Below are 12584 nucleotides of genomic sequence, written 5' to 3' on the forward strand. Positions count from 1 at the left end.
GTAAATAGTGGATGGATTTTTACACCTGATTATGCGTTTTGATTTTTGGCATATTTCATAAGAGAGCAAGTAAAAGGTTAGCTAGTAAAATAATTAAAGATCCTCATAGAAGTCAAAGTTCTAATTCAGTTAACATGAACAAGGAATGATAAATGTTGTTAAACCGTATAAAATATCCGGGGTTTTCAAAAGCAGAAGGGATTTACCTAACAGCTTATGAACCTTATTTGTCGAATAGTGAACGTGCAGATGTGTCCGTACCGATTAGAATTGAAAATAAAGATTATCGTCATCTATTTTCCAAAATGCCTAAGGATACACTATATTCTAAATTACTTGTGCTCTATAACGACGGTGAAGTTGTAACAGACGTGGATGAAGTACGTAGGTGTGTTTATTCAGTTTTTGGACTTACGCTTTTTCAAGAACCGGATAGTCAATTTGAATTTGATATAAGGCAAGGTGATCCAGAGCTTAGAAGAGTTGAAATAGAGAGCTTAACCAAGCTCATACATCGACACTCGGATTTTTTTGATGAATCAGAACAAGAGGTAATAAGTCAGCATCTGAAGTATTTCAAAGACTTGGAAAAGGTCGGAGGATATTTAAAGGAGGTGAGTACGAAGTTGCTCGATCGAAAAAGGTTTATGGAACGAGCAGATAATATCAACGAAGAAGAATTGTTAGACTCGATCGATCTAGTAGAAGAACGGACAACCCATCGAAATGAGTTGGAGCGACTTCTATTTTCCAATGGAGAGTATACACGTCAAGATGTACATCGAATTTTTCGAAAGCATAAGAAAAGCATTAGGAAGGTTATCGGAAGGTATGCTTATCGGAAAGTTGTTAGTGAGATGAGGGATGCAGAAAAAGCATCTCCACGCCTTATTCGAGAAACAAACGCTATTTATGGCAGATCAATGCAAACGAAAAAAGATTTTCTTCACTTTCTTGAAAATAAGCCTACGGATAAAGAACGGTTTCAAGAGCAGCTAGACATCATGATTGATCGTACTTGGATATTATCAAGTAACTATTCTAGATAAGCACAGCACTATTGTTTAAAAGGGGGTGTTTCGAATGTTTATTTATAATTCTCCTTAAAAACAAGCTGTTGAATTTGCTAGTGATTAGTCATTTAGGAAGTAGTGTAAAAGAAAAGGAACGTGATGTTGATTAGGAGGTGATCGTCGCTATGAGGAAGTGTAATAAGGTTCTTATTGCTTTTCTCATTACATTGTTAATTTCTTCATTGCCACTCAGTATGTCGTCCTTTGTATATGCAGAAGATACAATAGATCCACCTGGTGTTGGCTTAGATGGTGCGGATGAGAAGAATAATATTCGAAGCGGGAGTAACTCGAGCTCCGGAAGTTCAGAACCTTCCTTTGGAGGTGGAGGCACGCCGGGAGCACCAAGTTGGTCAGATATTAATGGTAATCCAAGAAGTGGATCGGGCGGTGATGGTCAAAGAGGTACTCATGATAGTGAAGTTGGTGTAGGTCCAGGCGGCTATCCAGGTTATGGCGGTGGCAACGGACTAGGTCCAGGCGGCTATCCAGGTTATGACGGTGGCAACGGACTAGGTTCAGGTGGCTATCTAGGCTATGACGGTGGCAACGGACTAGGTTCAGGTGGCTATCTAGGTTTTGACGGTGGCAACGGACTAGACCCAGGCGGTTTATATAGCTTTTGGCCACAAAATACCTTAAATAACAATTATTATCCAACAATGAATCCGATGGTTAATAGTCATCTGCAGCAACAAATGTTTGGGTTTAATCATGGTAATTTACTTCGAGCAACAGCTGCTTCTTCTGGTCTAGGTTCGGTAACTGCAACAAATTCTCACCCCTTTAATAATTTTCTGTTTGCTAGTAGTGGTGAGCATTCAATAGGTCTTGATAGTTTTGTAGGCGCAGCTGGAGATCGAGTGGGTGCCTTCCAATCACTCGTGGACCTGTCCCGAGAGTTAGGTCATGGTCAAATGAATACTCTTTCGGGATCTAGTTATGCTGGCAATACTCTTGTTTTTGCACTTTCTGTCGCTGCACCGGGAATTAGTTACCTAAACCATACAGGTGTTAGCGCTACAATAGATAGTATTGGTTTCGGGACAACTATTCTGGATGCAACTAAAAACTGGAAGGATTTCAGAGCGGCATCTGTTACCAGTAGTACTGTAACTCAAGCAGCTCAAACGTCAACACCACTTATAAGTTCGGGATTGCAGACAGTATTAACGAGGACTGGAGTCGGACTAGGTATTATTGGCACAGGGCTAAGTGCTTGGGAATCGGTTACCCACTTTAGTGAGGGGAATTATCTAGATGGTACAGGCTCAATACTAGATGGCATCGGTTCAGCAGCATTTACGGTGTCGTTAGCTTCAGGAGGTGTTACACCTGTTGGATTAGCTGCTGCAGCTGTAGGGGTCGTTGCAACGGGTGCAGGATTAATAATCAGGTATCGTAAACCAATTGGAAAAGCTCTGAAATGGGCATGGAACGGAATAGCAAGTGCCGGTAGGTGGATTGGCAATCGTGTAGCCGACGGTTGGAATGCAGCTGTGAACTTAGGTACTAACATTGCAAATGCTGCGAGCGAAGCAGGGCGAAATATTATTGATGGAGCAAGTCGTGTCGGCAATGCAATCAGCGATAGTGCCGGTAATGTCGGCAATGCGATCAGCGATGGAGCAAGTAATGTTCGTAATTCAATCAGTGAAGGCGCAAGTAATGTTGGTAATGCGATCAGCATGGTGCAAGTAATGTCCGTAATGCGATCAGTGAGGGCCCAAGAAGTGTAGGCAATGCTATTGTTGATGGTGCAAGTAATGTAGGCAATGCTGTTAGAGATGGAGCAAGTAATGTCGGTAATGCGATTAGTGATGGTGCCAGGAATGTCGGTAATGCAATTAGTGATGGTGCCAGGAATGTCGGTAATGCGATTAGTGATGGAGCAAGTAATGTCGGTAATGCGATCAGTAATGGTTTGGGCAAGTTGTTTGGCAATTAAATAATAGGAGGAAACTAAAATGTTAAAGTTCTTAAAAAACTTCTGGAATGATGAAAAGGGACAATCAATGAGTGAGTATGGGTTAATTCTAGCCCTAGTCGCTGTTGTAGCCATTGCTACGTTAACGTTACTAGGAGACAACATTATGCAAATGTTCTCAGACATTGCAGAAGCAATTGCGCAGTAAAACGATAGGGCCCGGCGTGAATTACCGTCGGGCTTCAACTTGTTAGTAAAGAAGGTGTAGGCAATGAAGATTTTTTTCTGGATATTTTTAGGTGCATTGGTTTTGCTCACCCCGTTATTTATTTATGATATGGTGCAACGCCAATCGATCAACATTTCGTTTGTTCTCATGATTATTTTATGTTTTGTGTTTTATACTCGAGCCTTTAAAGCGGGCTAGCTGATTCGGTCGAATGAACCTAGGAGAGATGACGATGAAGAAGACAGTACCATTTAATCATGGCGAATTAACACTTGATACTGAGTATGTGCAATGGCGTGTAGAAGATACGTTCGTCCAAAGTGCAACGATGAACGACTTATCGTATATGAAGAAAAAGCGTCCATACACGCTTCCGGTCAAATCAATGGTTCATGAAGGCAATCAGATGATCTTTACGTGGGCTTTAGAAGATCATTTGCCCTACGTTGCCTTGCGCCAAGAAGATGTGCTTGTACGATTACGGGCAGCGGAAGGATTCATTGAGCTATACAAGTATTTTTCAGAACAAACCGAAGTTGAGACGTCGCTTGATCTTCATAATCTCGTATTTTCTAAAGAACACAATGAAACAAAAGCGTTAGGGTCAATGAAATCGATACATTTCTCGAACAAGAATGACACGGAGCAGAACGAACTGCCGTTCATTCAAAAGCAGCTTGTTTATCTATTTTCTCCAGTAAAAGATAAAGAATTTTATGAGGTGTCGGCAGAAGAGTTAATCAAGAAAGCCCCTCAGAATGAAAAGCATATTGTGACAACGATTTTAGAAGCGACATCGTTGGAACTAATTCTTGAGACGGTTCGTGAAGAGATTACGAAAGTGCAATCGCAGTATTATGAAACCCAATCACAACCAGCCAAGAAACCTAGACGAGGAAAGCGCTTGGGGTTGCTCGCTACAGTCGTCATCGCGGTCGGTGCAATCGTATATGCGTTTGGTTTCGCTGGTTCAACAGAAGAAGCACATGTTCAAGAAATTGAAGAAGAACGTGTGACAGAAGTGGACGAACAATTGGACACCGCTAACAAGTATGTGGAAGCGTTAGAGTATTATTATCAAGGAGAATATGAAGAAGCATTCTCTTTGCTTGAACTTGTCAAACCTCATCGATCTATTGATGATTCTTTATATATTGAGCTTGCCGTTCTTACTAATCACTATGAGAACTATTTGGTGGAAAATCCAGAACAGGTTGCTGAAGTTGCTTATCAGCTTCATTTGCAAGACCGTGGCGAAGAAATTCTTGAACTGGAGACGGATCACCCTTACGTATTGATGGAGCAACACAACTTGGAGGACGAAAGTGAAGAACTTCTCACGTATAGTCAACAAATTGAAGAAGAGCGCTCGTTAAACGAACGTGAGATTCAGCTAACGTTTTATGCACATCTCGCTTTAGATCCTGAAGAAGCGTATGCATTTGCGGAGCGTGTTGAAGATTCTAACTATCAAAAGCGTGCATTGGATGAACAAATTGAAATCCTAGAGAATCAGCTTGAAGAAGAGGATGAAAGTGATATTGAAGAGCTTGAGGAAGAAGTGGCACAATTAGAAGAGTTAAGAAGTGAGGTCTCATAGGTCATATTCAATTTGTTTTTCAGCTAGGAAGGGGTTCGGTAGTGTGCGTGTTTATAGGTGGAGAAGTAGTATAGTTGCGATGCTTTTCGTATTGTTACTTGCGGCATGTAATGACAACAGTGAAGGAACTGAAGAAGCCGAGGAAAGCGTAGAGAATGAAGAGGCTCAAGAAGTAGACGGTGGGGAAGCAACCGCGACGGATGTACCATCGGTCGATTTGACGGCAGAAGGTGTGTTAACGTCTGGTGCGGGAGAATTAACGACAGAGCATCTTCCTGAAGAAGAGTCAATTGGAGATTCATACGATCAAGCTGAGCAAAGTGCGCTTCAAGAGTTCGAGGCAATTGTGCAAGAAGAAGGCGCCGAACGGACGATGAAAGAGTGGCTTGACTTTATCGTGTATCAATTGGGTGCCGACCATGAAACGGTCCTTCAACGAGTTGAAGATTATGAGGTTGAATTCTCTGAATTGACGTTGCCTGATGGTAGGTCAATTGTTGAATTAGACGATGAAGAGCTCGACGAAGAAATGGAAAAAGAAGTGAACGTAGCCATTCTTCTTGATGCGAGTGGAAGTATGGCCGGACAAGTAGACGGTGGACAGAAGATGGATTTAGCGAAAGATGCAATTGCAGCTTTTGTTCAAAGCATTCCTGATGAAACGAATGTATTAGTGCAAGCGTATGGTCATGAAGGGGACAATACAAACGATGGGAAGACCGAGTCTTGTGAAGCGATTGAAAACGTCTATCCGTTATCGCCAATCAATGACCGTGAATTCGTTGAAGCGGTAGACCCAATTGAACCGACAGGGTGGACGCCACTTGCTGATGCTATGGAGCAAGCTAAAGATGACTTGATTGAGGAAGCCGATGAAAACTCTATCAACTTCATTTATGTGATTAGCGATGGCATCGAAACGTGTGGTGGTGATCCAGTCGCCGTCGCAGAAACGATTCCAGAAGCAGGGATTGACTTTGAAGTGAATATCTTAGGATTTGATATTGCGGATGATGAGCACGAGCAACTTCAAGAAGTTGCAGAGGTTAGTGGTGGAAACTATTCTTCTGTGTATACAGCACAAGAGTTAGATGAAGAAGTGACCGGTACTTGGCTTGATCAGATTAGTCAATTTGCTTGGATTTGGTGGGCAAGAGATGGATTGATTGCAACGAGTGAAGATCAATTAGACATCGAAAATGAGCTTCGAGAATTACGAAATGATGTCTCCACCTTAAGAAACCAAGAGAACTCACGAATGACCGAAGCCGTTGAAATTGTGATTGAAAATAATGAATTGGAGCCAGATGAGATCAATGAATTAAGGCAATTAATTAGAGAACGAGCAAATCTTATTCAAGAAGTGAGCGATGAAACAGTCTCTGAAAAACGAGCAGAGGTTATAGATTCGAGGGACCGTATTCAAGATGTGATTAGACAATTGCGAGAAGAGCATACCGATTAAGGTGATTTATTGGAAGAACACATAAAAAAACTAAAGGCTGCCCTGCACGGCAGCCCCTGGTTTTACAAGATTTCATTTTTGGTTTGTGTACCGATGAGTTCTGAGCCACTTGCATCGCCAACGACTAAAACAGTAAGTGCGATTGCTGCTACTAGCATCCAACTTTTCATAACCTTAATCACCTCCAATAACGTGTTTACCACCGCTTGCTTCATTTGATAGATGCAAATAGCGGTAGGCGTTCTCGAAATCTTCACGATCTCTAAAGTGCTTTGATAAATCGTTGCATACTTCTGAAAATTCTCCATGGAGATTGTTCTCTTGCAGAATAGCTAGTCCTTGATCAATGAGAGTTAGATCAACCTTTATTTGAGCGTGGAGACCACGACTGATCAAGCATTTCGCACTATATTCATTTAACTGAAGCGCTTCTTTAGCAATACTTGACTCCACTTCGTCTAACAGTTCGTGACCGCGGTCATTCATGCCGAGTTTAAAGTGGGTGTTAGCAATATGATACTTAGATTTAATTCGGATCATCGTTTTCTTCTGGTGGCTATCTGAATGGGCTCGCGTGTAAGACTTTAATGCCTTCTCAAAGTGTCCGTGCCGGTATTCGTTATTCGCTTTGGCATAATGGACAAGAGATCGATGATAAGGTTCCTTGTTCGCAAGTTGCTGAGCGTAACTTGTGTACGTGTTCGATTTCTCATAGTAGCCGAGCTCCGAGTAAATCCCTGCTTTCATAATCAGGCAGTTCATTTGGAGCCGCATATGATCCTTTGAACCTTTGACAATATCGTACGCTTGATTAATGTAGGAGAGTGCGGTGATGTTCTGGTCTAGACGATAAAACACGTTCGCAATTCGAATGTAGAACTCAGCTTGCTCATAATTGTTCACATGGATAATGTGTTTCTCTGCTTCTTTGAAATGCTTCAGTGCACAAAGGTAATTCTCCATACTCGTCGCAATCATACCTTCATTGAAGTTATACAGGTAGTTCAAGATGTTGTTCGTCTCAAATGTTGCTTCCTTCAATTTCATGGAATGTTGGGCTATCGGTTGATGCATCATCTGTCCTGCAACAAATTGGTGTTTGAAATGTACCAAGTCATAATAAGTAGCTGCTTGCTTTGATACATGGATGTGATGAATCATTTCACTAATCTCTTTTTGATAGCGCTGAGCGTCATCGAGGTTGTACATGGAAAGCGCTCGTAACCAACTTCCGATCTTCGAGATGAGCGTATTCTCTATTGTCAACTTAGGGTCATCCTTTCTTGACTTTGTGTTTCTTAAAAAAGAGTATAATACAAAATATTGGAAAAAACATCATTTTTTGCACTTATTATGCAAATTAAAATTAAATTCGACATTATCTGAATTTAACATATAGTAATAAAGTAGAGATCCCTTTGACTACATGTCGTATGAATCTATCTATTGTCGGAATATTGTTATACAATGAACATATTGTTGGAAAATTTAAATTATAAGATCAGATCACTATAAAGGATGATGAACATGATCAAAACAAAAGCGGCGGTACTGTATGACAGTGGTTTATCAATGCCTTACGCTAAGTCAAAGCCATTAAAGATTGAAGAAGTGAACTTACGAGTCCCTGAAAGCGATGAGCTACTTATAAAAGTACGCGCGGTCGGACTTTGTCACTCTGATTTATCTGTGATAAATGGCAATCGTCCACGGCAAACACCAATGGTTCTAGGGCACGAAGTGTCTGGCGTTGTCAAAGCAATTGGTGATCACGTGACGGACTTTGAAGTGGGTGACCATATCGTGACTAGTTTTATTCCAAACTGCGGTCAATGCTTACCGTGTAAAGAAGGAAGACCAGCCCTTTGTGAACCAGGAGCAGAGGCGAACAATGCTGGAACAATGTTATCAGGTGGCTTACGGATTGAACATGCAGATGGAAGTGATGTGTACACCCATATCGGAATCTCAGGTTTTTCTGAGTATAGCATCATCTCAACAAAATCAGCGGTGAAAATCGACCGGGACGTTCCGTTTCACCACGCAGCTTTGTTTGGATGCGCGGTCATTACAGGGTTAGGTGCTGTTATTAATACGGCAGAAGTGAAACCAGGAACAGATGTAGCTGTTGTGGGGCTCGGCGGTATTGGGATGAATGCCTTACTCGGGGCGCAACTTGCTGGAGCGAAAGAAATTATCGCTGTGGATGTAAATGATGCAAAGTTGGAACATGCAAAGGAGCTCGGAGCAACAGCTGTATTTAATGCAACTGAGGAAGGTGTGGTTGAGCGCATTCGGGAGTATACGAACGGTGGGGTACACTATGCATTTGAAACAGCCGGGGTTGTGCCGGCTATGAAAACGGCGTATACGATTACTCGTCGAGGTGGAATGACAGTGACGAGTGGCTTACCAGATCCGAAAGAAGAGTTCTCATTTCCGCAAGTCGGCCTCACTGCAGAAGAACGGACAATCAAAGGATCTTACTTAGGTAGTTGCGTGCCCATGAGAGATGTACCACGTTACATCTCGTTGTTTAAACAAGGGAAATTGCCGATTGATCAACTAATCGGAGAACGAATTACGCTTGAACAAATCAATGAAGGTTTTGATCGGTTGCACGAAGGGAACAGTCAGCGGATTATGGTTGAGTTTCCAGAGTAACCAAAAAAGACGAGGCAACGTGAATCCACGTTGCCTCGTTCATTTTATGGACGCTCAATAATTGTTGCGACGCCTTGACCGCCACCGATACAAAGGGAAGCAACGCCAGTTTTTACGTCTCGTCGTTTCATTTCATGAATGAGTGTGACGAGTACCCGAGCACCGCTCGCGCCAATCGGATGGCCGAGGCTAATGGCGCCCCCGTTTACGTTAATCTTCTCTTTCGGTAAATCCAAGTCTCGCTGTACAGCAAGGGACTGAGCTGCGAAGGCTTCGTTCATCTCGAACAAGTCGATATCTGAAACGGACAAGTTGGCTTTCTCTAGGGCCTTCTTCGTTGCCGGTACTGGGCCGATTCCCATTAGTTTCGGACTCACACCTGCACTTGCATTGGAACGGATCGTGACGAGTGGTGTAAGACCTAATTCTGCTGCTTTGGCTTCGCTCATGACGAGAACGGCCGCCGCTGCGTCGTTAATACCAGACGCGTTTCCAGCAGATACACTGCCGTCTTTTTTGAAGGCAGGGCGTAGTTTGCCTAGCTTATCTGCTGTCGTACCAGGACGAATATGCTCATCTTGATCAAAGCGTATTGGATCACCTTTACGCTGAGGGATGTACACAGGCGCAATTTCGTCTACGAAATGACCATTTGTTTGTGCTTGTTCTGCCTTTTGGTGACTCCAAGCAGCGAATTCATCTTGTTGCTCGCGAGTAAAGCCGTATTCGTCATTAATGTTCTCAGCTGTAATGCCCATATGATAATTTTCGAGTCCGCAAGTTAGGCCATCATGAACCATGCTGTCGACAAACTTTTGGTCGCCCATTCCAAACCCACTACGGGCATTCATCGTTAAGTATGGCGCCTGGCTCATGTTCTCCATGCCGCCTGCAATTACGATTTCAGCATCTTCATTTTGAATCGCTTGTGTTGCTAAGTGCACAGCTTTTAAACCAGATCCACACACTTTGTTAATGGTCATGCTCGGTACAGACTCAGGAAGACCAGCTTTCATTGCGGCTAGTCTTGCAGGATTTTGTCCGAGACCTGCTTGCAAGACATTTCCTAGAATAACTTCATCGATATGATCTGGAGTAACCCCAGATTTATTCAGTAATTGTTCAATAACTGTTTTACCTAGATCAATTGCTGAGACCGATGACAGGCTGCCTTGGAAGCCGCCGATAGCGGTACGAGTCGCTTCTACGATTACGACATTTTGGCTCATGATTATTGACCTCCTGACAAGCTTGGATCAATGGTAAAGTCAGCATCTGTGTTTTCTTTGATCGATTCAATGCTGTGACCATTAAGTGCTTCACGCAACACCATGCCTTCATTTGTGAAGTCGAAAACGGCCATATCTGTAATGACTCGGTTGACGACACCTTGACCGGTAAGCGGCAAGTCGCATTGCTTCTTGATTTTTGCTTCTCCAGCTTTGTTCGTATGCGTCATAATAATCACGACTTTACGCGCTCCTTGAACGATGTCCATCGCACCGCCCATGCCTTTGACCATCTTACCTGGAATCATCCAGTTTGCTAGATCACCAGTTTGTGAGACTTCCATACCACCGAGGATCGTTAAATCAACGTGTCCACCACGAATCATCGCAAACGACTCGGCATTGTCAAAGAAAGCAGCGCCAGGTTTTGCGGTTACCGTCTCTTTACCAGCGTTAATCAGGTCAGCATCTTCCTCTCCTTCAATGGGATAGTTCCCGATGCCGAGCATGCCGTTTTCAGAATGTAAGAAGATGTTTTTTTCAGCTGGAATTTTGTCAGCAATCATTGTCGGCATTCCGATGCCCAAGTTGACGACCATTCCTTCTTCAATTTCTTTTACTGCACGGTTAATAATGATTTCTCTAGAGTCGCTCATCACTGTCAGCTCCTTTTAGGCTTTACGAACCGTAAGGCGTTCGATTCGCTTTTCATAGTTTTTGCCAAGTAATAGTTCTTGCACGTAGATACTCGGTGTATGAACATGATCAGGATCTATTTCGCCAATTTGAACGAGTTCTTCCACTTCAGCAATCGTATGAGTTCCTGCAGCTGCTGCAAGTGGGTTAAAGTTGCGGGATGTTTTACGGTACACGAGGTTGCCGTAAGGGTCGCCTTTCCATGCTTTAACGAGTGCAGCATCCCCTTTAATTGCCTTTTCAAAGATGTACGTCTTGCCATCAATTTCTTTATGCTCTTTTCCTTCGGCAATCGGTGTTCCGACACCGGCTGGTGTATAGAATCCACCAATACCTGCACCGCCTGCACGGATGCGTTCAGCAAGTGTGCCTTGTGGGGTTAGCTCAACGTCTAATTCGCCATTTAAAAATTGCTCTTCAAACACTTTATTTTCGCCGACGTATGACGCAATCATCTTATCAATTTGCTTGTTTTGCAAAAGAAGACCAAGCCCCCAGTCTGCAACGCCACAGTTGTTACTTACGACGGTTAAGTTTTTCGTGCCTTGTTTTGCTAGCTCTACGATCGCATTCTCGGGAATTCCACAAAGTCCAAATCCTCCGACAATAATCGTGTCGCCATCCTTAATATTCTTTATGCTTTCTGTAAAAGAAGAAGCTACTTTTGTCATCGCCAAGTCTCCTTTTTCTCTTTAAGTTTGTATTCACTTTACTATAAGCGCTTACATAAGTAAAATATATAATTATAATAATAGTATTCCATAAAGGAATGAGTCGTTCAATGATGCAAATAAAACAGTTTCGTTATTTTATAGAAGTTTATCAACAAGTGAGTTTTTCAAGAGCGAGCGAAAAGCTTGGAATTAGTCAGCCGGCGTTAAGTAAAGTGATTGCTCAGTTGGAAGAAGAGCTAGAACTGCAATTGTTTGACCGCTCAACACGTCAACTTCAAATCACCGCTGAAGGGGAAGCGATGTATGAATACGCACAAAAAGTCATTCGTGAAGTCGAAGACTTTAAGCAAGCGGCAGTGGATCTTCGGACAAAGCACAAAGGACATTTCCGGTTCGGCTTACCGCCAGTCATTGGTTCGAGTTTCTTTCCCAAAGTGATCTCAACGTTTCAAAAGCAGTATCCTGATGCGAAGATGAGCATTGTAGAAGAGGGCGCGCGTGTTGTCCAACAATCTATTTTGCACGGGGAATTAGATGTAGGCATTGGAATTCTTCCAATTCCATACACAGAACTCGAAGTCATTCCAATCGTCAAAAGGAAATTGTTGTTAGTCGTTTCGAATGAGCATCCATTGGCGGACGCGGAAAAGGTTATGATGTCTGAACTGAAGGGAGAGCAATTTCTTTTATTTAAGCGAGGTTTCTCGTTGTATGACCGAGTTCGGGAAGCATCGATCGATTCAGGGTTTGAGCCGAATGTGATTCATGAAAGTACGCAATGGGACTTTCTATTAAAGATGGTGAAAGAGAATCTAGGTGTAAGCTTCTTACCAGAGACGATTGTCGAAGACTCGAATCAAACAGGGATTCATGCTATTGAAGTCGATCATCCGTTAATTCACTGGAACCTTGCGCTAATCTCACGGAAGAACGGCTACCAATCCCCTGCTACTACAGCTTGGATTGACTATGTGAAAGCTTATTTCAAAGAAGAAGCAGAGTACTAGGTCGTATTCTGTTTCTTTTA

At 42.8% G+C, this 12584-nt stretch carries 12 protein-coding genes; 8 read left to right on the top strand and 4 right to left on the bottom strand.

The window, feature by feature from the left end:
* Positions 1-155 precede the first annotated feature (155 nt).
* From JCM19038_RS07290 to JCM19038_RS20560, 6 genes are all read left to right on the top strand, one after another.
* Positions 156-1049, top strand: coding sequence for a hypothetical protein (locus JCM19038_RS07290; RefSeq protein ID WP_193745069.1), 894 nt, complete (start codon positions 156-158; stop codon positions 1047-1049).
* A gap of 149 nt (positions 1050-1198) precedes the next feature.
* Complete coding sequence (locus tag JCM19038_RS07295) at positions 1199-2812, top strand: hypothetical protein (protein ID WP_042416173.1); 1614 nt, start codon at positions 1199-1201, stop codon at positions 2810-2812.
* A gap of 60 nt (positions 2813-2872) precedes the next feature.
* Positions 2873-3025 (top strand): hypothetical protein, encoded by a 153-nt coding sequence (locus JCM19038_RS22700; protein WP_193745070.1) that lies wholly within the window; start codon positions 2873-2875, stop codon positions 3023-3025.
* 15 nt (positions 3026-3040) lie between these two features.
* Complete coding sequence (locus tag JCM19038_RS21695; RefSeq protein ID WP_081831672.1) at positions 3041-3208, top strand: Flp family type IVb pilin; 168 nt, start codon at positions 3041-3043, stop codon at positions 3206-3208.
* A gap of 253 nt (positions 3209-3461) precedes the next feature.
* On the top strand, positions 3462-4829 hold the full coding sequence (locus tag JCM19038_RS07300) for a hypothetical protein (RefSeq protein ID WP_042416176.1): 1368 nt from the start codon (positions 3462-3464) through the stop codon (positions 4827-4829).
* Between the two features lie 43 nt (positions 4830-4872).
* The gene (locus JCM19038_RS20560; protein WP_052361222.1) at positions 4873-6294 is read left to right on the top strand and encodes a VWA domain-containing protein; all 1422 of its coding nucleotides are present in this window, start codon (positions 4873-4875) and stop codon (positions 6292-6294) included.
* Between the two features lie 174 nt (positions 6295-6468).
* On the opposite strand, the gene JCM19038_RS07310 is transcribed toward JCM19038_RS20560, so the two are convergent.
* The gene (locus tag JCM19038_RS07310; protein ID WP_042416180.1) at positions 6469-7560 is read right to left on the bottom strand and encodes a hypothetical protein; all 1092 of its coding nucleotides are present in this window, start codon (positions 7558-7560) and stop codon (positions 6469-6471) included.
* Between the two features lie 264 nt (positions 7561-7824).
* Here JCM19038_RS07310 and JCM19038_RS07315 point away from each other — a divergent pair, with 264 nt between their 5' ends.
* Entirely contained in the window at positions 7825-8958 is a 1134-nt protein-coding gene (locus JCM19038_RS07315; protein ID WP_042416345.1) for a zinc-dependent alcohol dehydrogenase family protein, read from the top strand.
* A gap of 44 nt (positions 8959-9002) precedes the next feature.
* On the opposite strand, the gene JCM19038_RS07320 is transcribed toward JCM19038_RS07315, so the two are convergent.
* The 3 genes from JCM19038_RS07320 to JCM19038_RS07330 are packed head-to-tail and all read right to left on the bottom strand — an operon-like array spanning position 9003 to position 11554.
* Entirely contained in the window at positions 9003-10187 is a 1185-nt protein-coding gene (locus JCM19038_RS07320) for an acetyl-CoA C-acetyltransferase (RefSeq protein ID WP_193745071.1), read from the bottom strand.
* Positions 10188-10189: 2 nt separating this feature from the next.
* Positions 10190-10843, bottom strand: coding sequence for a 3-oxoacid CoA-transferase subunit B (locus JCM19038_RS07325; RefSeq protein WP_042359314.1), 654 nt, complete (start codon positions 10841-10843; stop codon positions 10190-10192).
* A 15-nt stretch (positions 10844-10858) separates the two neighbouring features.
* On the bottom strand, positions 10859-11554 hold the full coding sequence (locus tag JCM19038_RS07330; protein WP_042359316.1) for a CoA transferase subunit A: 696 nt from the start codon (positions 11552-11554) through the stop codon (positions 10859-10861).
* A gap of 110 nt (positions 11555-11664) precedes the next feature.
* On the opposite strand from JCM19038_RS07330, the gene JCM19038_RS07335 reads away from it, so the two are divergent.
* Positions 11665-12564, top strand: a complete 900-nt coding sequence (locus tag JCM19038_RS07335; RefSeq protein ID WP_052361224.1) for a LysR family transcriptional regulator — start codon at positions 11665-11667, stop codon at positions 12562-12564.
* The last annotated feature ends 20 nt before the right edge of the window (positions 12565-12584 follow it).

It is taken from the genome of Geomicrobium sp. JCM 19038, from assembly GCF_000698125.1.
In the GTDB taxonomy this organism is placed as follows: domain Bacteria; phylum Bacillota; class Bacilli; order Bacillales; family Marinococcaceae; genus Geomicrobium_A.